We start from the raw sequence: 21866 nt of genomic DNA, 5'->3' as shown, positions 1-21866 counted from the left end.
CCTATGGAAATTTTATTACTATATTTTTTATTTATAAATATCATCGTTTTTATTTTCGCGGGATATGACAAATCTCAAGCCCGAAAAAACAAAAGACGAATCCCTGAAAACACGCTCTTCTTTATGGAATTAATCGGAGGAACTCCAGGTTTATTAATAGCAATGTTAATCTTCAGACATAAAACGAGTAAAACTTCATTTATTGTCAAATTCACGGTAATTTTTTTGATCCAAGCTGTTTTAGTTTACCTTAAATTAACTGATAAAATCTAAATAATTTGATTTGTTAACAACTGTAAAATCTGCTTCTGGATAAGCTTTTGCAAACGCGGTTGGAATTTTTGCTTTCTTATTTTCATTCCATTTAAATTCAAATCCTTCCAACTTATCTCCTATTTCTTCCAACCAGTCTAATTCCTGCTGATCATAAGTACGCCAGAAATAATTATTGGTTTTTATTTTCAGATAATGCTGTTTTTTTATTCTTTCATATGACAGATAATTTTCCCATAAATCACCAATATCATTTCTTGAATCTAACCTATTAAAATTGTTAATAATGGCATTTCGTATTCCGTTATCATAAAAATACCAACGGCTCGATTTGACAATTTCTTTTCGCAAATTTCTGCTGAATCCCTCAATTTTAAAGAGAATAAATACCTTAGAAAGTAAATCCAAATAATTTGCAACCGTGTTTTTAGACAATTGCAATTGGTTGGCCAATTCCTGAATAGAAACTTCTTTTCCAACCTGATATGCAATTAAACGAAGTAAATCGTAAATTTTATCTGCATGCTTAATGCCTTCAAAAACTAAAATATCTTTTAACAAATACGAATTGATAATTTCAAAAAGATAATCCTTTTTATCTTCCCAATTATCATATTGAATTAATTCGGGATAACCTCCAAAAAGCAGTTTTTCTTCTAAATTTTCAAGTGTTTGTTTATAGTTTTCCTTTTGTAAAAATTCAATTTGCGCCAGAGGAAATAAATAAAGTGTATTTTTTCGTCCTACAAGTGGTTCTCCTAATTTATTACTTAAATCAAACATAGAAGATCCCGTGGCAATAACTTTGATTCCGTCAATTGAATCCACAATTAATTTAAGAATCAGTCCAATATCTGGTACATTTTGCGCTTCGTCAATTACCAGTAAATCAATACCTGACAATAATCTTTTATAGTTATTAACAGAACGTTCTTTTAATAAATTTATATCATTGATATCTTCTCCATTGAGCTGAAGATAATTTTCAGAAGGAATTTCTTTTAAATAGCTTTTAATTAGTTCTGTTTTACCAACACGACGAGCTCCAAGCAAAATTAATACTTTATTAGGCACTACTTTCTTCCTAAACTCAGCAATTATAGCTCTTTCTAAATGTTTTTTCATTCTAACTAGCTTAAAATTAGAATACAAAGATAATTAAAAAATGTAAATTCAGTCAGTATGTTGACTAAATTAATGTAAATTCAGTCAGTACATCAATCGAATTAACGTTAATTCATTCACTAAAATGGCCTAATTTCCATTCTACAAAATAAAAAACCGAGCAAATTAAAAATTGGCCCGGTGTGATTATAAGTAGGTGCGAAGCACCGAATTTTTTTTTACTTTTTATGCGCAAGCAATTTTATTCACTCTATTTTGGTGTCTTCCGCCTTCAAAAGCTGTATCCAAGAAAGTTTCAACAATTTCAACAGCTTGATGAATTGATGTAAATCTCGCTGGAATACTTACAATATTGGCATCGTTGTGTAAACGCGTCAAATACGCGATTTCTTTTGTCCAGCATAAACCAGCTCTTACTTTCGGATGTTTATTAACAGTCATTGCAATTCCGTTACCGCTTCCGCAGATTACGATTCCAAAATCAGCTTTTCCTTCAGATACATCATTGGCAACTGGGTGCCCAAAATCTGGATAATCTACAGAAGCATCAGTATCTGTACCGTAGTTAGTTACTTCATATCCTCTAGCTTTAAGCATTTCAACAATTGCTTTTTTATATTCTGGACCTGCGTGATCGTTTCCTATCGAAATTTTCATTTTTCTATTCTATTAAGTTGTGTTGTGCAAATTTACTCAATTAATAAATGGATGCCACGAATTACACCAATTTTCACAAATTATTTTCTTTTTGAGTACTATATCAACAAAACAATTATAATTAGTATACATTCGCAATATAACATAGCAAAAACGTTTGTTTTACAACTATCTTACTGTCAAAACCTTATCAGTTATTAACAATTTTAATAAGTATATAACTATCTCACAATCAATGAAGAAAAAACATAATATTTGTTAAAATTTTGAGGTGTTAATAGGAGTTTGTAATTGCTTGATATTCAATTAACTTTAAGTTAACAGAAAATGTTAATAAGTTCGAAAAGAAAATTAGAAGTTTTTTTTGGTTGTTTCGAAAAAATGCTTAATCCAAAACTGGAATGAAATATGCAAGAAAAGTTTCGTGAATTTTTGGAAAAGTTATCAATATCAAAAATACCATTTTCAACAGAAATCAACATATCAACTTATCTACAAAATCAATTCAAATTTGGTTGTCAACCGTTGTTAATTAAAATACAAAAAGTCTTATAAATTAATCATTTAACTAAAAATAACTATGTTGATAACTCAGAATAAATAAGTAAAACGAGATTTCAATGGCTTCAAAAAAAAAATTATTCGACATATTAACAAGCTATAATAACAACCAAATTTTTTTAAATTTTTAAAAATCTTTTTTGTTGTATTTAATATATGTTGAAAACTAAAAAAGTTGAAATTGAAAAAATTTTATTTGAGTTTGAATTTTATTCTGTTTTGAATTTGTTTCAGACGATTTTGAGAGGATTGTTGAGATTGTCCAGAATTTGCTGAACTTCCTCGAAATCGTTTGGATGGACTTTGAGTTTGATTCCGCCCAGCGCATTTGAGTAAAGAGGTATAACAGAGAGCGTCATTTCGTTTTCGAAAAAATAAGGGATTCCTTCTTGCTCCAGTAAGTGTTTGAGAACTACGGTTTCGTGCAGATAATTGAATACGGCAATCGTTTTAAAGCTTTCCATTTTAGGTCTTTTTGTAAATGTACGAAAAGTTATATTTTTAATAATTCTATTTGTTAAAAAGTATTATCTGATATCTTATTTGTAATTTTAAGCCTTATTAGAAAAGATATATGAGTAAGAAAATTAGAAAGCCGATAAAAAAAGAGAAAGATTTCTCTGGGAAGATCCTAAAGATTTTATCGCAAAATGCTAATAAGCCATTCAATTACAAACAGATAGGAGCAAAGCTAGAACTTGATGATACAAAAAGCAGAAATCAGATTATAAAAGATCTGAAGATTCTGGCAGCTCAGAAGAAAATTATAGAAACAGAACCAGGAAAATATTTAGTAAAAGCCATTAGCCAGGATTACTACGAAGGAACAATAGATATGACGAGTAGAAAAACGGCATATTTTATTTGTGACGAATTTGAAGAAGATGTTTTTATTCCGACCAATAATTTGAATCGTGCTTTAGACAAAGACAAAGTAAAAGTTTACGTTTATAACAGAAGAAAAGGAAAAAGACCTGAAGGTGAAGTAATTGAAGTTATAGAAAGAGATAAAACAGAGTTTGTAGGTGTAATTGATATGCAGCCAAATTTTGCTTTTGTTTCTACTGCAAATCCTAAAATGTATACCGATATTTTTATACCTAAAGATAAAATTGGTGAGGCAGAAAACGGTGACGTTGTTTTAGTTAAGATTGAAGACTGGCCAAAAAGAGCCGATAGTCCGTTTGGATCTGTAATTCGAGTTTTAGGAAAACCTGGAGAACATAATACTGAGATTCATGCTATTTTGGCTGAATACGGATTGCCAGCAGATTTTCCTGTTGAAGTAGAGGTGTTTGCACAAAAACTAGATACTTCGATTCAGGAATCTGAGATTGCAAAACGTCGTGATATGCGTGATACGCTAACGTTTACGATAGATCCAAAAGATGCAAAAGATTTTGATGATGCCTTGTCTTTCAAAAAGTTAGAAAATGGAAACTTCGAAATCGGAATTCATATTGCAGACGTTTCGTATTATCTTGAAGAAGGAACAATCCTTGATGATGAAGCGTATCAAAGAGCCACTTCGGTTTATTTGGTAGATAGGGTAGTGCCGATGCTTCCAGAAGTGTTGTCTAACTTTGCCTGTTCGCTTCGTCCAAATGAGGAAAAATATACATTCTCTGCAGTATTTGAAGTTTCTCCAACGGCACAGGTTATTAACCAATGGTTTGGAAGAACTGTAATTTATTCAGATCAGCGTTTTGCATACGAAGAGGCTCAGCATATTATTGAAACAAAAGGAAATAATACAATTCCAGTTGATATTTCTATTACGGGAGAATCGTATGTAGTTTCAGATGAAATTGTTGAAGCTACTTTGAAGTTAGATGAATTAGCTAAGATTTTGAGAAAGAAAAGAATGCAGCAAGGCGCTATTTCTTTTGATAAAGTGGAAGTGAAGTTCAATCTTAATGAAGAAGGAGAACCAGAAGGAGTATATTTTAAAATATCAAAAGATGCCAATCATTTGATTGAAGAATTCATGCTTTTGGCTAACAGAAAAGTGGCAGAATACATTGGTAAACAAAAGAAAACCTTTGTTTACCGTATTCACGACGAACCAAATGAAGATAAGTTAATTGCAATGCAAACTGTAATTGCTAAGTTTGGTTATAAGATTGATTTTAGAACAAAAGGCGATATAGCAAAATCTATAAACGCTTTGATGGAAGAAGTAAACGGTAAGAAAGAGCAAAATCTTATTGATACTCTTGCTATTAGAAGTATGAGCAAAGCCAAATATTCGACAGATAATATTGGACATTACGGTTTAGCTTTTGATTATTACAGTCACTTTACATCGCCAATTCGTCGTTATCCAGACGTAATGGTACACCGTTTGCTGCAGTATTATCTAGATGGAGGAGCTTCTGTAGACGAAGAAACTTATGAAACGAAATGTTTGCATTGTTCAAACATGGAAAACTTAGCAACAAATGCTGAGCGTGACAGTATCAAATACATGCAGGTTAAATACATGCAGGATCATCAAGACGAAGAATTCCTTGGCGTTATTTCTGGTGTTACCGAATGGGGAATTTATGTTGAAATCGTTTCTAATAAATGCGAAGGAATGGTAAGAATCAGAGAAATAAAAGAAGATTACTATACTTTTGATGAAAGACAATATGCATTGGTTGGAGCTAATTCTAACCGTTTATTGCAATTGGGAGATGAAATTTATGTGAAAGTGAAAAATGCCGACTTAGTGAAAAAACAACTGGATTTTCATTTTTTAAGACGAGCAGAATAAATATCAATTTAAAAATAAAAGTATGAGAAAGCTAATTATAGGAGCAGCAATTTTATTTGTACAAATGTCTTTTGGTCAGGTTACCAAAGAGTTGGGTGATTTTGATACCGTAAAAGTATTTGATAAATTAAGTGTAAAAGTAGTTCAGGCAGGTGAAAATAAAATTGTTATAAAAGGAGCTAGAGAAGCGGAAGTTGAAGTTGTTAACAAAAATGGCATTTTAAAACTGAGAATGCCTTTTCCAAAACTTTTATCAGGAAATGATCTTAGTATTACATTGTATTACAAACATATAGAATTGATTGATGCTAATGAAGGAGCAACTGTAACAAGCAATGAAGCTATTAAAGCTACTTCGTTTAAAGTAAGCGCACAGGAAGGTGCAATTATTAATGTTGATTTAGATGTTGATAAGCTTAAAGTAAGTTCAGTATCAGGAGGTTCTATTACTTTAACTGGTAAAGCTGCAAATCAAGATGCAAGTTTGGGAGCTGGTGGTTATTTACTAGCAAGTAAATTAGAGACTTCTCAGACTACTGTGAGCGTTTCTGCGGGCGGAAAAGCCGATGTTAATGCTTCGACCCTTGTCGATGCAAAAGTGAGCGCAGGAGGCTCTATTTACATTTATGGAAAACCAAAACAAATAAACCAGAAAACTGTTTTTGGTGGTAAAATAGAAGAAGTAAAATAACAAGTAGTAATTGATGATTAATGATATTCTAGCGGGACTTCCCTGGGGACTTGTTCTTAGTTTTATGGTTGGCCCAGTATTTTTTGTTTTATTAGAAACCAGTATTACAAAAGGATTTAGAGCTGCAATTGTTTTTGATTTAGGCGTAGTATTGGGAGATATTTTCTTTATTGCTATTGCTTATCTTGGAAGTTATAGACTCATTTCCAGTTTGAAAGACGATCCAGCACTTTTTATTTTTGGAGGGATAATTATGCTTTCTTATGGTATTATTTCTTTTGTAAAGCTAAAAAAAGAAGAAAAAATAAACGATGAAGAAATTGACCGTGACATTCTAAAAAGAAATTATGGAAGTTTGTTTGTAAAAGGCTTTTTATTGAACGTTATTAACATTGGTGTTCTTGGTTTTTGGCTCGCTGTTATTATTTCAGTTGGACCAAAATTAGATATGCAGACTCCAAGAATGATGACATTTTTTACTGCTGTAATTATCACTTATTTATTAATTGATTGTGCCAAGATTTTATTAGCCAAACAGTTAAAATCAAAAATGACTCCAACTAATATTCTCAAAATTAAAAAAGGAATTAGCGTAGTTTTAATGGTTTTCGGATTTGCATTAGTAATTCAAGGATGGTTTCCTAAAGAAAAAGAAATGGTTAAAAATGCCTTTGAAAGAATAGAGAAGAAGTAGTTGTTAATAACTCAAAATTATAAAATTAGACCTCTGAAATTCAGAGGTTTTTTTGTGTTTATAATTGTTAGTTTAAAACTTTGACAAAGTTGATTGGCACCAGTTTGTTATTTCGACGAAGGAGAAATCTCCACAAGTAACTCCGCAACAATTATCCAATCTTTGTAGAGCTTCTCGTGGAGATTTCTCCTTACGTTGAAATGACAAGATTGTGGATAATCTTCATAAAGTAACAAACCCGACAGGTTTTTAAAACCTGTCGGGTTTATTTGTAAAATTTAAAAATTAAACATAAAAAAAAACTTCAAATTGCTTTGAAGGTTTTGAAGCATCGTCCGGATTCGAACATAAATCTTTATCTAATTTTTTCTAAAAATTAAGCATAAAAAAACCTCTAAATTACTTTAGAGGTTTTGAGGCATCGTCCGGATTCGAACCGGAGTAGGAGCTTTTGCAGAGCCCAGCCTAGCCGCTCGGCCACGACGCCATTACTTGAACGGTTGGCAAAAGTAACTAAAATCTTTAAATTTCAAAAGTTTCGAATGAACTATTTTAAAAAAATACAGATTTAATTGCAGTGATTACTTTCTAATTTCCGTCATTTTTATAGTAACTGACTCAACATCACCACCAATAGGAGGATTTATTTTAGAAACCCAAACTGTGGTTTTTTCTATCATTTCTATCTCTGCCAGTACACGAATATTGATTCTTTTGGCTACATGTTCCAATAAATGCGAACGAATTGCCATTTCTTCCGTCACAATTTTGTTCAAATGCACATAGTCAACAGTGTCTAAAAGGTGATCTGTTTCCGCTGATTTCTGTAAATTGGTTTTAATTTTTAGATCTACTTTGTAATCAGATCCAATTTTTCCTTCTTCAATTAAACATCCGTGGTAAGAAAAAGTTCGGATATTTTTCAGTTTAATAACTCCCATTTTTATAATTTTATTCTTGTAGTATTTGGATCTTGGTAATTGGATGTTACAGCTTGGATAGAAACAATTTTTTCTATTTCATCAACTGTAAAGTGAATGGTATAAGGAAATTTCTTTAAAGGTAATGTACGGACAATATTGTATTTTTCCTCGAAAAAAGGTATAGTTTTTAACGTTAAAGCATAGTTTTTAAACTCTTTATAAAATAATTTGCCCAAGCCTTTTCTTATAGATTCATAATAAAAAGCTGTTTCATCTACTTCTAGTTTTGCTCTTTGAAGAATTATGGTTTTATAATTTTCTTCTAAAGCCATTTTTTATCTAACTCTTTTAAGGCATCTTCTATAGGAATATAATCCTCTGGCTTAGCATTCTTCATACGTTCTAAAACCATTTCTTGCTGCCAAAGTGGAATTTCATTCTCAACATTTTCATTTATAGAAACATCTGGAATATGTTTAAAAAAACTAATAAAAGTTTCGTAAAAATCGTCTGGAATTGTAACAGTTAATTGTCTCATAATTCTGAATATTTGTACAAAAGTACTAAATAAATTAATCTTAGGTTTTAGCTTTAACGTTTCATGTTTTCAGTAAGTTTCCAAAGAAAACCATAAACCATAAACTATAAACTATAAACTTTTTTATCTTTGCTAAAATTACTATAAAATAATGGCATCAGAAGAGAAATCACTCAATTTTATTGAACAAATCATAGAAGAAGACGTAAAATCAGGTCTTTCAAATACTAAACTTCGCTTTCGTTTTCCACCAGAACCTAATGGTTATTTACACATTGGGCACGCGAGTTCTATTGCGTTAAATTTTGGTTTAGGAATTGATTATCAATCTCCTGTGAATTTACGTTTTGATGATACAAATCCTGAAAAAGAAGAACAGGAATTTGTTGATGCTATTAAAAAAGATGTGGAATGGTTAGGATATACTTGGGCTGAAGAATGTTATGCATCAGATTATTTCCAGCAATTATACGATTGGGCAGTTTTCTTAATTAAGAAAGATAAAGCTTATGTTGACAGTCAGACTTCTGAAGAAATGGCAATTCAGAAAGGAACTCCAACAACTCCAGGAACTGATAGTCCGTACAGAAATCGTTCTGTTGAAGAAAACTTAGATTTATTCGAGAGAATGAAAAACGGTGAATTTGAGGCTGGTACACATATTCTTCGTGCAAAAATTGACATGAAATCAACAAACATGTTAATGCGTGATCCTATCATGTACAGAATTTTACACAAACATCACCATAGAACTGGAGATGCTTGGAAAATCTATCCAATGTACGATTGGGCACACGGACAAAGTGATTATTTAGAGCAAATTTCACACTCATTTTGTACATTAGAATTCTTGCCTCACCGTGAATTATACGATTGGTTTTTAGATCAAATTTTAGATGAAAATAAACTGCGTCCAAAACAAAGAGAATTTGCTAGACGTAACTTATCACATACTGTTGTTAGTAAAAGAAAATTACAGCAACTAGTTAAAGAAAAGCATGTTAACGGTTGGGACGATCCTAGAATGTCAACCATTTCTGGATTAAGAAGACGCGGTTATACAGCTGCTTCATTACGTAATTTTGCTAACACAATTGGTATTGCAAAACGTGATAATTTGATCAATGTATCGGTTTTAGAATTTTGTATTCGTGAAGATTTGAACAAAATTGCACCTCGTGTAATGGCTGTTTTAGATCCTGTAAAATTGGTAATTACCAATTATCCAGAAGGAAAAGAGGAGTGGTTGGAAGCTGAAAACAATCAAGAAGATGAAAATGCAGGTTTCAGAAAAGTACCTTTTTCTCGTGAATTATACATTGAAAGAGAAGACTTTTTAGAAGAAGCTCCAGCTAAATATTTCCGTTTGACTTTAGGAAAAGAAGTGCGTCTTAAAAATGCATATATCATTAAAGGAGAGTCAGTTATAAAAGATGCTGAAGGGAATATTACAGAAATTCATGTAACGTATGATACCGATTCTTTAAGCGGAAGCGGCACTGAAGCAAGCCAAAGAAAAGTATCTGGAACCTTACATTGGGTTTCTATCAAACATGCATTGGAAGCTGAAGTTCGTTTGTACGATCGTTTGTTTACAGATGAAGCTCCTGACAGTTATAAAGAGAAAAACTTCTTAGATTTTGTGAATCCAAATTCGTTAGAAATTGTAACTGGATATGTTGAACCAAGTTTATCAACAGCTCAAAATGAAGATAAATTTCAGTTTCAACGTTTAGGATATTTTACTGTTGATAAAGACTCAACTCCTTCAAAATTAGTGTTTAACAAAACTGTTGGATTGAAAGATGCTTGGGAAGAAAAAGGTAAAAAAGAAGAAAACAGCATCAATAATTCTTTGAAAGATATCAACAAATATTTTAAAGTTGAGACTAAAGCTGAAAGAATTGCAATTGAAAGTGCGATAGGAGAGAACATTAAAAACATCTCTACTTTTTCGCTTTTGCAGAATTCTTTAAAGAAGAATATCAACAATAATAAGGCTTCGCTGTTGTTTTCTCAGTTTATTTTGAAATATTCAAATTGGAAATCAACAGATTTTGAAGAAGAAGATATTAAGAAATTATATTCAATGTCTCTAAAAAGTGAATCGACTTATGTAAGATCAAAAGCACTTTTGAATTTAAGAGATATTGAAAGTGAAGATTTGAGAAATCAATTTTCAGACGAAATTTTGAAATTATATTCAAATCCACCAAAAAATGCTTCTGAAAGAGAAATTGAAATTCTTTCTGAAATGGTGAAGAAGTAATATCAACTTAATTTATGAAAAGCGCTTTTATAAGCGCTTTTTTTTATTATATATATTAACTATTGATTTTAAAAATTTGATAATTTTTATAAATTAAAAGTGACTTTCATAAATTGATTTTAATAGAAAATAAAAATATGTTGGATAAGGAATTCATTTTTTTAGTTTTCGTCCATTTAAAAGCTTTATTTTAATTTTAGCCTTTTATTATTCCCAATTTTTCCTATTAGGTTTTTAAATATAGTTTTAATTGATTTAGTTTTTATTTTTAATTAAGTGTATTTATTATTTATAAAATCTATTATTTTTGTAATTTTAATTTATTTTATAGATTAAAATTGACATTCATAAATTATCTTTAAGCTAATATAAAAAATAGTCGAGTAGAGAAGACCTTTTTTTGTTTTTCGTTCCTTAAAATTCTTTATTTTAATTTTTTGCTTTTTTTAGTTCCAATTTTCTTCTAAAAAACTAAAATTAAAGTTTTTTCTTATTTTTTAATTTTTGACTTCAATTTTTATTATTATAAGTTTTGGTTATTATTATATTTTAAAATTAAGTTTGTATTTATTATTTATAAAATTTACTGTAATATTTAAAATTATAGATTTTTATTATTTTTTAAGTCTTTAACTTCAATTTTGTATTTATAAATTTTAATGATTAATATTTTAAAATTTAAGTTTTTAATTATTATTTATAAAAATGATTAAAAATATAAAAATAATAGTTTTTATAGATTAATTTTAACCTTCATAAATTGATTTTAAGACGTTTTTTAAGTTGAATTGATAGATAACTCGTTTTTTGAATTATTGTTTATTTACGGTCTTTATTTTAGTTTTTACTGTTATTTTAGTCAGTTTAACGGGTTGTTAACACACAATTGTTTATAAAACTGCTATTTTTAACTCAATACCAAAAGTCAGAGATGATTTTTGTAAAAAATTAAAATTTGCCGAAAAGAATCTAAGTTGAAATTTATTGTTTTTAGAAACTCGTAATTTTTATAATAATAGATTTTCAAAACTGATTTCCTAAGAAGACAATTTTATGTTCTCATTTTTATTATGATGTAGATTTGATAATATTTCCCGTAAAAGATATTTTTTCAAATGGTGTCATAATGTACAAAATACCATAATGTTGAATTTGAGTGAAAGTTTAGTTTTTAAATTTCAGGTCTGACAATTTTTAATTTAAATCTAATTTATCATGAAAATTTTATATTTCGCAGTAGCATTATTATTTGCAAACGTAGCAATTTCACAAACACATCAAATTACAAAACACAACGGAGAACAGCTTGATGTAAATTTTATTAAAAACGAAAATGGTTTTGTTTATTATTCTTTAAACGGAAGTTCTGAAGAAATCAAAATCAGTAAGTATGCAGTGTCATCTATTACAAATAAAGAAACAAAACAAACTCAAAAAGTTTCTGATAAAATAATAGTTGATTCAAAAGACGATTACAAAATGGTAACTGTTCTTCCGCAAGACAAAACAATAGGACTGAAACAGGCAGCTAGTTTTACAGGAGTCTCAACAAGGACAAAAGGTGAACCGCCAATTGCAAATCAGAACCAAACTGCTATGAGAATTAAATCTAAATCGGCTTCAAATGGTTATCCTTTTGTTAGCATTGTTGAAAAAGCAGATGGTAAGTACGAAGCTGTTGCTTATGTGTATTAATTAGATTGTTAATTTTTTGTAAATTACAATTAATCAAAGTTTTATCATTTTAAAAAAGAGTATCTTTATTAATAATTTTAAATTGTAACTATCATGTCTAAGAATTTAAATACAGCAGCAGCAATTTTGGCTGCAGCGGCTGCAGGGGCGGCAATCGGAATTTTATTTGCTCCAGATAAAGGATCAAAAACAAGAGCAAAAATTAAAGAAGGTATCGATGATGCAAAACATAATCTGAAAGATTCTTTTGATGCTAGCTCTGAAGTTCTTCGTGAAAAATTTACGAGTGCTACTCATAATCTTGACGGAACTTTGAATGAGTTACTTTCTAATGTCAGCCATAAAACAGAAGAGGTAATTACTTTTTTAGAAACTAAATTGGCTGAGTTAAAAGCACAAAACGCTAAACTTCAGAAATAATATTTTTATAAAGCACATTACTTGCTTATTTTTATAAGAAAGTTTTGTGCTTTTTTTTTATCTAAAATTTTAAATATGGCTTTTGAAGAATTAAAAGAAAACACTGAAAAAGTTCAGGATCAAGCTAAAGAATACATTGAAAGTCATTTAGCTTATTACAAACTTTGGGGTTTTAAGGTTGCAATGAAATCAACAACTTTAATCTTTAAGTTTACTTTGATTTTATTATGTTTCAGTATGGTAATGATTTTTGGATCTTTTGCCGCAGCGTATGCTTTTGGTTCTTTGTTTGAAAGTAACGCTCTCGGATTTTTGATGGTAGGAGGTATCTATTTGGTAGTAACTATTTTGCTTTTCTTTATAAAAGACAAATTTGTTGAAGGACCAATCTTGGAGAAATTTTCAGAAATCTTTTTTAATGATTAATTATGGAAAGAAAAAAATACTCTTCGTATGCTGAGATTGAAAGAGATCTAGAAATTTTGAAATTGGAAAAAGAAATCAATTATCAGAAATTGGTTTTGAGTTTTCAGAAAACAAAGGAAAGTATCACACCGCAAAATATTGTAAATGGTTTCATTTCATCTTACACTGATTACTTTTCAAATTCTTATGTAAAAATTATCCAGACCATTTTACCGTATGTAATTGGTTGGTTTATAAATAGAAAAAGAGGCGATTAAGCCTCTTTTTTATTTTAGAATTACTGTAAATTACTGTTGAACATCTGGTTGAACATCATCTTCATAACCAGATTGTCTGTGAGTTGGTTTTGGTTTTTCAATTTTCTTATTTCCCTTTTTCATCATTTCGCCAACTTGGTTTGAAGCTGTAAAAGAAGCAACCATGTTATTCAACATATCACTTCCAGCTTGTGGAGAATTTGGAAGAAGAATTAAGTTTGAGTTTGTATCAGATCCAATAGATTGTAAAGTATCATAATGCTGAGTAACTACAATTAGAGCAGAAGCTTCTTGCGAATTGATTCCAACTTGGTTCAAAACTTCAACACTTTCTACAAGACCTCTTGCAATTTCACGACGTTGGTCTGCAATACCTTGACCTTGTAAGCGTTTGCTTTCTGCTTCAGCTTTTGCTTTTGCAACAATTCTAATTCTTGAACTTTCAGCTTCAAATTCAGCAGCAGTTTTTTCTCTATCAGCAGCATTGATTCTGTTCATTGCATTTTTTACCTGAATGTCTGGATCAATATCGGTAACCAAAGTATTGATGATATCATATCCGTAAGTTGACATTGCTTCGTTCAATTCACGTTTTACTGCAACTGCAATATCATCTTTTCTTTCAAAAACGTCATCCAATTTTAGTTTAGGAACTTCAGCACGAACTACGTCAAATACATAAGAAGTAATCTGATCATGCGGATATTCTAATTTGTAAAATGCTTCATACACTTTATCTTGAATCACTTTGAACTGAACTGAAACTTTCATTTTAATGAAAACGTTGTCTCTAGTTTTAGTTTCGATGATAACATCTAATTGCTGAATTTTGAGATTCACTCTTCCGGCCAATCTATCTACCATCGGAATTTTAAGTTGCAATCCTGAATTTCTTACACTTTGGAATTTTCCAAATCGTTCGATAATTACGGAAGATTGTTGTTTCACAGTAAAGAACGACGACATAAAAATGAAGAATGCCAATACTAAAAAGATAATGAATGCTGTACTCATGGTTATATAATTTATGTTGTATAATTTTCTAAAAATACGAATTATATAAAGATATGTACTTTAATAATATTTTATTTAGGTGATTTTATTTGTTAAATTTTATTTTAAATTTGGCTTTAACTTAACCAAAAATATAATTTATGAAGAGAATACTATTAGGTATTGCGATGATTTCTAGTGCTTATTTGTCAGCACAAACTGTAATTGTGAATGAAAAATATGAGAAGAAAAATGAACCTGTTGATTTTGTATATCTTCCAGTTTCAAAAAAGATGGTCATTTTCACGGGAAAACAGTTACCGCAGAATCGTAATGAGATATACAATGCTTATAGCTATACAAGTAATGGAAGTAAAGAAACTCTTTTTGAGAAAGAAAAAATTATTGATCCTGTTTTTTCTCCTGATGGAAATGCTTTCAAAGCAAAAGATATTTCATCTGAAGGACGTGGAAGTTTAAAGTATGTTAATAATAAAAATAATAGCTTCAGAGTAAAATTATCACATTTGAATAATACAAACAATTCGTACTTTGGTATTACAGATGAAGATACGCGTATTTTTAATGTGGTAAATGATAATCCTGCTTATTACTATAGTTACAGATCCTATAACAATGTTTATGATTTGGGATTTACCAACGAAAAAGGCAGCGCGAAGATAAATTTTGAAGAAGATGACATTTATCTAGAAGTATATAACGTTGAAAGTAATAGCAGTAACAGAGCAAAGATTGAAAAACCTAATCTCGCTTTATTGATGGGTGATTCGTATACTGATTTTAAAGGAAAAACATCATTTAATTGTAGAATAAAAGGAAATGATACTTTTGATTTGATAACTAAATCTTTATCAAAAGAGAGAAATCAGACCATTTTATATAAAGCGACTTATGACTTTTCTGGAAAAAAATTAAGTGAAGTATCTTTTAAATTAGATTTGAAAGAAGGAATTTTTAGTCTTTCTAATAATTTAGGTGGAGGTTTAAAGACGATTGGTTCTGGTATTAATCATACTCCAATAAGAACTTACTTAGATGTTTTATCAATTAATAATTACTATGAGGATAGTTCAAATGGCGATATTTATATTTATGGAGCCTTTTCTTTAAGTAATGAATCTAGTCCTTGTGGTAATTATGTTTTTAAGTTTGATAAAAATGGAGTTAAAATATGGGAATCGATTAATAAAATTGACTGCGGTTATAAATTAGATGATTATTCATATTTTAATGTAAGTTTGCTTGAATATAATAATAACTTATTGCTGTGTTTTGATAAAAATTATCATATTGTTGATAAGGTTACAGGTTCTTTTTTAAAATCTGATAATGTAAGTTATGATTATGATGCAGGGTATACGAGATATATTTCTTTTATTAATAATACATATGTAACAGAAGAAAAAAAAGATAAATCGTTGAAAAGGAAAACTTTTTCTAGTTCATGTTTTATTGCGATGAATCTTGATAATAAATTTCTTGATTATATTAAATCTGTATCGAGTGAGGAGAAAGCTATTTATTTTCAAACTATTTTCTCAAATGAAGGAATATGGTTATTAGAGACAGATAACAAAAATTATTACAAAGTTCTTTTTTTTAAAGAATAAAAAAAGCTCCCAATTTGGGAGCTTTTTGTTTTTATAAAGTTTCAATTGCCTTTTGAATTCTAGAAATAGTTTCTTCTTTTCCTATGATTTCAACAATGTCAAATAGGTGAGGACCTTTAAGTGCTCCAACCAAACTTAGACGGAAAGGTTGCATTACTTTACCCATGCCTATTTCGTTTTTGGTTAACCAATCTTTTATGATTGCTTCAATATTTGCAGAAGTAAAATCTTCAATATTTTCTAAAACAGAAATCAATTCCTGCATTAATGTTGGAGTTTCTTCTTTCCAGTTTTTACTTGCTTTTTCATCGTATGATGTTGGAGCTTGGAAAAAGAAATCTGTCAGATCCCAAAATTCAGAAACAAAGTTTGCTCTTTCTTTAATCAACGAAACAATTCTAGTTAGATCATATTTAGAAACATCAATGCCTTTTTCTTCTAAAATAGGAGAGAAGGTTTTTGCTAAATCAGCATCATTTTGTTTTACTAAATATTGGTGATTGAACCATTTGTTTTTCTCAGGATCAAATTTTGCTCCAGCTTTGTGAACTCGGTTTAAGTCAAAAGATTGAGCTAATTCTTCTAAAGAAAATAATTCTTTGTCTGTTCCATCATTCCATCCCAATAAAGCAAGGAAGTTTACAACCGCTTCTGGGAAAAATCCTTTTTCTCTATAACCAGATGAAACACCTTCTTCAGTTTTCCATTCTAATGGAAATACTGGGAATCCCATTTTGTCTCCGTCTCTTTTTGATAATTTACCATTTCCAATTGGTTTTAGAATCAAAGGTAAATGAGCAAATTCTGGAGCTTCCCAACCAAATGCTTTGTATAATAAAACGTGAAGTGGCATAGAAGGCAACCATTCTTCTCCACGTATTACATGTGAAGTTTCCATCAAATGATCATCGACAATATTAGCTAAATGGTAAGTTGGCATTCCGTCACTTTTGAAAAGAACTTTATCGTCCAAAAGATTAGTTTCAAACTTCACATCTCCACGAATAATATCTTTCAAATGTAAAGTTTCATCAACCGGAGTTTTAAAACGAATTACATAATGTTCTCCATTTGCAATTCTTTTAGAAGTTTCTTCTGCAGAAATTACCAATGATGTATCTAGTTTTTCACGATTGTGGTGATTGTAAATAAATGTTTTTCCTTCCGCTTCGTGTTGTTTTCTATGTGCATCCAAAGCTTCAGGAGTATCAAAAGCATAATATGCCCAACCAGAATTTATCAGCTGATCTGCATATTGTTGGTATAAATTTTTGCGTTCGCTTTGTCTGTATGGACCAAATTTTTCATTTTTTCCAACCGTTTCTTCAGGAGCAATTCCTAACCATTCTAGAGCTTCCATAATGTAAGCCTCTGCACCTGGAACAAAACGAGTCTGATCTGTATCTTCAATTCTCAGATAAAAAACACCGTTATGTTTTTTTGCAAATAGATAATTAAATAGGGCAGTACGAACTCCGCCAATATGTAACGGTCCAGTCGGACTTGGTGCAAAACGCACACGAACTTGCTTTGACATTTGTTTAAAATTTTGTTGCAAAGATACGACTCTGAATTAGAAAATTAGGTAATGAGAAAATTAGATAATTACTCGTGTTAAGCTTAATTGACTAATTTTCTAATTGATCATTATCTAATTAATAATTATTACTTTTATAGGTTATAATTAAAACAGATTTATTTTGAAAACATCATCTGCAATATATCAAAAGTTAGAGGCTTTCATTAAGAAATATTATACCAACGAATTGATAAAAGGGATATTACTTTTTACCGGTTTCGGTTTATTATATTTTTTGTTTACGCTTTTTGTAGAGTACTTTCTTTGGTTAAAACCATTAGGAAGAACTTTTCTATTTTGGTTATTCGTCGGAGTTGAAGTTTTCCTTTTAGTCCGTTTAATTCTTTTTCCTTTGTTCAAGTTGTTCAAACTTCAAAAGGGAATTGATTATAGTCAGGCTTCTAAAATTATTGGAAATCATTTTACAGAAGTGAGTGATAAGCTTACTAACTTTTTACAATTGTCTTCTGAGAATAATTCCGAAAGTTCAGAATTAGTTTTAGCTTCAATTGAGCAAAAAGCAAATTCACTGCAGCCAATTCCTTTTGGAAATGCCATCAATTTTAAAGCTAATAAAAAATATTTGCCATTAGCTTTAGTTCCAATTTTGCTTTTTGCTGTTTTTTATATTTCTGGAAATAGTAATGTAATTTCTCAAAGTTTGAATAGAGTAGTGCATTTCAATTCTGCATTTTTACCACCAGCTCCATTTAAGTTTGTGGTTTTGAATTCGAATTTACAAGCTGAACAGAATAAAGATTTCGTTATCAAAATGGAATCTGTTGGAAATGTAGTTCCAGAAAATGTTACGATTCATATTGGAAATGAAAGCTATTTTATGGAATCTTCTCAACCTGGAAAGTTTGAATTTAAAGTAGAGAAACCAGCAGCGAATATTCAATTTTCTTTTGAAGGAAATTCGGTAGTTTCAGAAGAATACGAATTGAAGGTTATCACAGTTCCATCTATTGCAAACTTCGAAATGGTTTTAAATTTTCCATCTTATCTAAAGAAAAAATCAGAGACAATTCAAGGAACTGGAAATGCAATTGTACCTGAAGGAACGACTGTAACTTGGAAAATGAATACCAAATCTACACAAGAAGTAGCATGGAAAAAAGATAATGAAGTATTTAAGTTCAATAAGGTTGAAAATGACTTTAAATTGAGTAAAAATATTAGTCAAAATACAGAATATCAAATTCTTACGTCTAATGATAAGGTTAAAAACTACGAAAAACTAGATTACCAGCTCTCTGTAATCAAAGATCAGTTTCCAACTATCAATGTTGGTCCTGCGCCTGATAGTTTGAAGCTAGATAAGAACTATATTTTAGGAAGATTAGGTGATGATTATGGACTTTCGAAATTACAAATTGTATACTACGAACGTAACAAACCTCAATCTGCTAAACGTGGAAACATTCCTGTTAAGGCTGGAGTATTTGATCAGTTTGTTTTTAATTTTCCAAGTAACCTTCCAGTAGAAGAAGGTGTTTCATACGAATACTATTTTGAAGTTTTTGATAACGATGCACCACACGGATTTAAGTCTACCAAGTCTTCTACATTTTCAGATCGCGTAGCTACAACAGATGAAATTCAGGATCAAGAATTACAACAGCAAAATAATAATATCAATAGTTTATCTAAATCTTTAAAGAACCAAACAAAGCAGATTTCAGAAATGGATAAGCTTCAGAATACAGGAAAAGAAAAAGATAATTTAGAGTTTAAAGATCAGCAGAAGATTAATGATTTTATCAAACGTCAGAAACAACAGGACGAAATGATGAAACAGTTTTCTGAAAAAATGAATCAGAATCTAGATAAGTTTAAAGACGATAAGAAAGATAAAACAGCTGAAGATTTACAAAAGCGTTTAGATAATGCGCAGAAAGATTTAGAAAAGAATCAGAAATTATTAGATGAGTTGAAGAACTTGAATGATAAATTAAACAGTGAAGAACTGTTTGATAAGATGGAAAAGTTCAAACAAATCAGTAAAAACCAATCTCGTAATTTAGAGCAATTAGTTGAGTTAACCAAGCGTTTTTATGTTTCAAAGAAAGCAGAACAAGTTGCAGAGAAACTAAACAAACTGTCAGAACAACAGGAACAGTTATCTAATAAAGAGAAAGAAAATACGAAAGATAAGCAAGATGAAATCAATAAATCTTTTGATAAGATTCAGGAAGATTTAAAAGATTTGAAAGAGGAAAATAAGACTTTGAAGAAACCTTTGGATATTCCGTCTGATGCTTCTAAAGAGAAAGATGTAGATAATGATTTGAATAAAGCTTCTGAAGAATTGAGTAAAAAGAATACTTCTGGAGCTAAACCAAAACAGAAAAGTGCAGCAAAGAAAATGAAGTCTATGGCTCAAGAAATGCAGAGCGAAATGGAAGGTGGGGAGCAAGAACAATTAGAAGAAGATGTAGCAATGCTTCGTCAGATTCTGGATAATCTTTTAGCGTATTCTTTGTCACAAGAAGATGTGATGAAACAGTTTAAAGCAATGAAATTAGGTTCTTCTACATTTACAAAAAGCATCAAGATTCAGCAAAATTTGAAACAACAGTTCAGACATGTTGATGATAGTTTGTTTGCACTTTCATTACGTAATCCAAAGGTAGCAGAAGACGTTACTAAAGAAATTGGAAACGTGCAATACAATATGGATAAGGCTATAGAAACCTTAACCGATGTTCAGATTCCTAGAGGTGTTTCACACCAGCAATATGCAGTTTCATCTGCCAATAAGTTAGCTGATTTCTTAAGTGATTTATTGAACAACATGCAGATGTCTATGCCTAAACCCGGAGCTGGAAAACCTAAACCTGGAGATGGACAAGGTATGCAATTACCAGATATTATTCAGAAGCAAAAAGGTCTTGCTGATAAGATGAAAGAAGGAATGCAATCTGGACAGAAACCTGGTGATAAACCTGGACAGGGAGAAAATGGTCAGGGAAAAGATGGACAAAGTAAAGAAGGTCAAGGAAACAAAAGTGGTGGTAAAGACGCTTCTGGTAAAGATGGAAAGAATGGAAAAGGTGAGAAGAATGGTGATGAAGGAGAAGATGGAGAAGGAGATGCAGAAGCTATAATGGAGATTTACAAAGAGCAAGTTAAACTTCGTGAAGCTCTTCAAAAAGAATTAGCAAAGAAAGGTTTAGACTCTCAAGGTAAATCTATAATAGACCAAATGAAACAATCTGAAAAGCAGATTTTGAATAAGGGTTTTAAGAATGAGAACTTGCAACGTATATTAAATATTCAGCAAGAATTATGGAAATTAAATAATGCAGTTCAGCAACAAGGTCAAGATACGCAAAGACAATCTGAAACTAATAAGGCTGAATTTACTAATCGTTCCAATGCTTTGCCAAGTTCGCTATTGGAATATTTAAACAGTGTAGAGATATTAAACAGACAATCACTACCTTTGCGCTCGAATTTTAATCAAAAAGTTCAAGAATACTTTAATACAAAATGATAAATTTTAATTACGAAACAGATTTTACTTTAGGAGACGAGCAGGCTTTTAGTGACTGGCTTAGTGCTGTAATTGTTTCTGAAGGAAAGAATGAAGGTGAGATAAATTACATATTTTGTGACGATGAATATCTTCATAAAATCAATGTTGAATATCTAGATCATGATACGCTTACTGATATTATCAGTTTTGATTATACAGTTGGCAACGAGTTAAATGGAGATATTTTTGTTTCTGTAGAGCGTGTTGCAGACAATGCAAAAGACTTCAATGTTTCATTTGCTGAAGAACTTAAGAGAGTGCTATCTCATGGTATACTACATTACTGTGGATACAAAGATAAGTCAGAAGAAGAAGCTCAATTAATGAGACAGAAGGAAGACGAGAAAATGAAGATGTTTCACGTGGAACAGTAATTAAACATCTTTTTAATATTTATGTTCCACGTGAAACGTTTCGGTTTTTTAAATTTTTATAACGTTCCACGTGAAACATATTTAAAGAGATAAAGAAAATTTACAGCGTTCCACGTGGAACGTTAATGTAAAGGATTTGAATGAAAGATTAAATCGTTCCACGTGGAACGATTTTTTAAGTTTGAGTTTGAAATAAAAGAATAGGGTGTTTCACGTGAAACATGATTTTAAGATGTTCTTTAGAAGTATGGAATAGAAGCTTAGAAATGTTTCACGTGAAACATTTTGATTCGAAAGTTCTATTTGGAAGTTCTATTTGAAAGTTCTATTTGAAAGTTCTATTTGAAAGTTCTATTTGAAAGTTCTATTTGAAAGTTCTATTTGAAAGTTCTAGTTTGGAAGTTCTAGTTTGGAAGTTCTAGTTTGGAAGTTCTAGTTTGGAAGTTTTAGTTTGGAAGTTT

Annotated in this window: 20 protein-coding genes and 1 tRNA gene; 12 read left to right on the top strand and 9 right to left on the bottom strand. The window is 30.4% G+C overall.

Features of this window, described 5'->3' with window-relative positions:
- Positions 1–3 precede the first annotated feature (3 nt).
- Positions 4–273 (top strand): DUF1294 domain-containing protein, encoded by a 270-nt coding sequence (locus DM397_RS17270; protein ID WP_111378737.1) that lies wholly within the window; start codon positions 4–6, stop codon positions 271–273.
- On the opposite strand, the gene DM397_RS17265 is transcribed toward DM397_RS17270, so the two are convergent.
- From DM397_RS17265 to DM397_RS17255, 3 genes are all read right to left on the bottom strand, one after another.
- Positions 256–1398, bottom strand: coding sequence for an ATP-binding protein (locus tag DM397_RS17265; protein WP_111378736.1), 1143 nt, complete (start codon positions 1396–1398; stop codon positions 256–258). The two genes, DM397_RS17270 and DM397_RS17265, sit on opposite strands and share 18 nt — an antisense overlap.
- A 225-nt stretch (positions 1399–1623) precedes the next feature.
- The gene (gene rpiB, locus DM397_RS17260) at positions 1624–2055 is read right to left on the bottom strand and encodes a ribose 5-phosphate isomerase B (RefSeq protein ID WP_008465784.1); all 432 of its coding nucleotides are present in this window, start codon (positions 2053–2055) and stop codon (positions 1624–1626) included.
- A gap of 791 nt (positions 2056–2846) precedes the next feature.
- The gene (locus tag DM397_RS17255) at positions 2847–3080 is read right to left on the bottom strand and encodes a putative signal transducing protein (protein ID WP_111378735.1); all 234 of its coding nucleotides are present in this window, start codon (positions 3078–3080) and stop codon (positions 2847–2849) included.
- 110 nt (positions 3081–3190) lie between these two features.
- Here DM397_RS17255 and rnr point away from each other — a divergent pair, with 110 nt between their 5' ends.
- Genes rnr through DM397_RS17240 form a run of 3 tightly spaced genes read left to right on the top strand, consistent with a single transcriptional unit; the run spans position 3191 to position 6759 of the window.
- Positions 3191–5374 (top strand): ribonuclease R, encoded by a 2184-nt coding sequence (rnr, locus tag DM397_RS17250; RefSeq protein ID WP_111378734.1) that lies wholly within the window; start codon positions 3191–3193, stop codon positions 5372–5374.
- 22 nt (positions 5375–5396) lie between these two features.
- Positions 5397–6065, top strand: coding sequence for a head GIN domain-containing protein (locus DM397_RS17245; protein ID WP_111378733.1), 669 nt, complete (start codon positions 5397–5399; stop codon positions 6063–6065).
- Between the two features lie 13 nt (positions 6066–6078).
- Positions 6079–6759 carry a LysE family translocator gene (locus DM397_RS17240; protein ID WP_111378732.1) on the top strand — a complete coding sequence of 227 codons (681 nt, stop codon included), beginning with the start codon at positions 6079–6081 and terminating at the stop codon, positions 6757–6759.
- A 416-nt stretch (positions 6760–7175) separates the two neighbouring features.
- Here the strand turns inward: DM397_RS17240 and DM397_RS23825 are convergent.
- The 4 genes from DM397_RS23825 to DM397_RS17225 all read right to left on the bottom strand — a co-directional run bounded on the left by DM397_RS23825 (position 7176) and on the right by DM397_RS17225 (position 8220).
- Positions 7176–7246: transfer RNA gene (locus tag DM397_RS23825), tRNA-Cys, on the bottom strand.
- A gap of 94 nt (positions 7247–7340) precedes the next feature.
- Positions 7341–7700: a dihydroneopterin aldolase gene (folB, locus tag DM397_RS17235; protein WP_111378731.1), complete on the bottom strand. Its 360-nt coding sequence runs from the start codon at positions 7698–7700 to the stop codon at positions 7341–7343.
- A gap of 2 nt (positions 7701–7702) precedes the next feature.
- Complete coding sequence (locus tag DM397_RS17230) at positions 7703–8014, bottom strand: hypothetical protein (protein WP_111378730.1); 312 nt, start codon at positions 8012–8014, stop codon at positions 7703–7705.
- Positions 8005–8220, bottom strand: coding sequence for a hypothetical protein (locus DM397_RS17225; RefSeq protein ID WP_111378729.1), 216 nt, complete (start codon positions 8218–8220; stop codon positions 8005–8007). Before DM397_RS17225 ends, DM397_RS17230 begins: the two co-directional genes overlap by 10 nt.
- Before the next feature lie 151 nt (positions 8221–8371).
- Here DM397_RS17225 and DM397_RS17220 point away from each other — a divergent pair, with 151 nt between their 5' ends.
- The 5 genes from DM397_RS17220 (at position 8372) to DM397_RS17200 (ending at position 13287) form a co-directional block, all read left to right on the top strand.
- Entirely contained in the window at positions 8372–10489 is a 2118-nt protein-coding gene (locus DM397_RS17220; RefSeq protein WP_111378728.1) for a glutamine--tRNA ligase/YqeY domain fusion protein, read from the top strand.
- Between the two features lie 1215 nt (positions 10490–11704).
- Positions 11705–12184 (top strand): hypothetical protein, encoded by a 480-nt coding sequence (locus DM397_RS17215; RefSeq protein ID WP_111378727.1) that lies wholly within the window; start codon positions 11705–11707, stop codon positions 12182–12184.
- A 93-nt stretch (positions 12185–12277) separates the two neighbouring features.
- Positions 12278–12604 carry a YtxH domain-containing protein gene (locus DM397_RS17210; protein WP_111378726.1) on the top strand — a complete coding sequence of 109 codons (327 nt, stop codon included), beginning with the start codon at positions 12278–12280 and terminating at the stop codon, positions 12602–12604.
- Positions 12605–12679: 75 nt separating this feature from the next.
- A complete protein-coding gene (locus DM397_RS17205) occupies positions 12680–13030 on the top strand; it encodes a competence protein (protein WP_111378725.1) in 351 nt (116 codons plus the stop codon).
- 2 nt (positions 13031–13032) lie between these two features.
- Positions 13033–13287: a DUF6327 family protein gene (locus DM397_RS17200; protein ID WP_111378724.1), complete on the top strand. Its 255-nt coding sequence runs from the start codon at positions 13033–13035 to the stop codon at positions 13285–13287.
- A gap of 30 nt (positions 13288–13317) precedes the next feature.
- Here the strand turns inward: DM397_RS17200 and DM397_RS17195 are convergent, their stop codons facing one another.
- Complete coding sequence (locus tag DM397_RS17195; RefSeq protein WP_111378723.1) at positions 13318–14301, bottom strand: SPFH domain-containing protein; 984 nt, start codon at positions 14299–14301, stop codon at positions 13318–13320.
- A 140-nt stretch (positions 14302–14441) separates the two neighbouring features.
- Here DM397_RS17195 and DM397_RS17190 point away from each other — a divergent pair, with 140 nt between their 5' ends.
- Positions 14442–15911, top strand: a complete 1470-nt coding sequence (locus tag DM397_RS17190) for a hypothetical protein (protein ID WP_142479080.1) — start codon at positions 14442–14444, stop codon at positions 15909–15911.
- A 31-nt stretch (positions 15912–15942) separates the two neighbouring features.
- Here the strand turns inward: DM397_RS17190 and gltX are convergent, their stop codons facing one another.
- The gene (gene gltX / locus DM397_RS17185; RefSeq protein ID WP_111378721.1) at positions 15943–17448 is read right to left on the bottom strand and encodes a glutamate--tRNA ligase; all 1506 of its coding nucleotides are present in this window, start codon (positions 17446–17448) and stop codon (positions 15943–15945) included.
- 163 nt (positions 17449–17611) lie between these two features.
- On the opposite strand from gltX, the gene DM397_RS17180 reads away from it, so the two are divergent.
- Complete coding sequence (locus DM397_RS17180; protein WP_111378720.1) at positions 17612–20989, top strand: hypothetical protein; 3378 nt, start codon at positions 17612–17614, stop codon at positions 20987–20989.
- Positions 20986–21405 carry an rRNA maturation RNase YbeY gene (ybeY, locus tag DM397_RS17175; RefSeq protein ID WP_111378719.1) on the top strand — a complete coding sequence of 140 codons (420 nt, stop codon included), beginning with the start codon at positions 20986–20988 and terminating at the stop codon, positions 21403–21405. Before DM397_RS17180 ends, ybeY begins: the two co-directional genes overlap by 4 nt.
- Positions 21406–21866: the final 461 nt, after the last annotated feature.

The organism is Flavobacterium nitrogenifigens (assembly GCF_003254565.1).
Taxonomy (GTDB): domain Bacteria; phylum Bacteroidota; class Bacteroidia; order Flavobacteriales; family Flavobacteriaceae; genus Flavobacterium; species Flavobacterium nitrogenifigens.
This window is presented reverse-complemented; position numbering and strand designations above follow the sequence as displayed.

Coding starts and splice junctions, on each gene's coding strand:
- DM397_RS17270 (WP_111378737.1), top strand. CDS start 4: ATGGAAATTTTATTACTATATTTTTTATTTATAAATATCATCGTTTTT.
- DM397_RS17265 (WP_111378736.1), bottom strand. CDS start 1,398: ATGAAAAAACATTTAGAAAGAGCTATAATTGCTGAGTTTAGGAAGAAA.
- rpiB (WP_008465784.1), bottom strand. CDS start 2,055: ATGAAAATTTCGATAGGAAACGATCACGCAGGTCCAGAATATAAAAAA.
- DM397_RS17255 (WP_111378735.1), bottom strand. CDS start 3,080: ATGGAAAGCTTTAAAACGATTGCCGTATTCAATTATCTGCACGAAACC.
- rnr (WP_111378734.1), top strand. CDS start 3,191: ATGAGTAAGAAAATTAGAAAGCCGATAAAAAAAGAGAAAGATTTCTCT.
- DM397_RS17245 (WP_111378733.1), top strand. CDS start 5,397: ATGAGAAAGCTAATTATAGGAGCAGCAATTTTATTTGTACAAATGTCT.
- DM397_RS17240 (WP_111378732.1), top strand. CDS start 6,079: ATGATTAATGATATTCTAGCGGGACTTCCCTGGGGACTTGTTCTTAGT.
- folB (WP_111378731.1), bottom strand. CDS start 7,700: ATGGGAGTTATTAAACTGAAAAATATCCGAACTTTTTCTTACCACGGA.
- DM397_RS17230 (WP_111378730.1), bottom strand. CDS start 8,014: ATGGCTTTAGAAGAAAATTATAAAACCATAATTCTTCAAAGAGCAAAA.
- DM397_RS17225 (WP_111378729.1), bottom strand. CDS start 8,220: ATGAGACAATTAACTGTTACAATTCCAGACGATTTTTACGAAACTTTT.
- DM397_RS17220 (WP_111378728.1), top strand. CDS start 8,372: ATGGCATCAGAAGAGAAATCACTCAATTTTATTGAACAAATCATAGAA.
- DM397_RS17215 (WP_111378727.1), top strand. CDS start 11,705: ATGAAAATTTTATATTTCGCAGTAGCATTATTATTTGCAAACGTAGCA.
- DM397_RS17210 (WP_111378726.1), top strand. CDS start 12,278: ATGTCTAAGAATTTAAATACAGCAGCAGCAATTTTGGCTGCAGCGGCT.
- DM397_RS17205 (WP_111378725.1), top strand. CDS start 12,680: ATGGCTTTTGAAGAATTAAAAGAAAACACTGAAAAAGTTCAGGATCAA.
- DM397_RS17200 (WP_111378724.1), top strand. CDS start 13,033: ATGGAAAGAAAAAAATACTCTTCGTATGCTGAGATTGAAAGAGATCTA.
- DM397_RS17195 (WP_111378723.1), bottom strand. CDS start 14,301: ATGAGTACAGCATTCATTATCTTTTTAGTATTGGCATTCTTCATTTTT.
- DM397_RS17190 (WP_142479080.1), top strand. CDS start 14,442: ATGAAGAGAATACTATTAGGTATTGCGATGATTTCTAGTGCTTATTTG.
- gltX (WP_111378721.1), bottom strand. CDS start 17,448: ATGTCAAAGCAAGTTCGTGTGCGTTTTGCACCAAGTCCGACTGGACCG.
- ybeY (WP_111378719.1), top strand. CDS start 20,986: ATGATAAATTTTAATTACGAAACAGATTTTACTTTAGGAGACGAGCAG.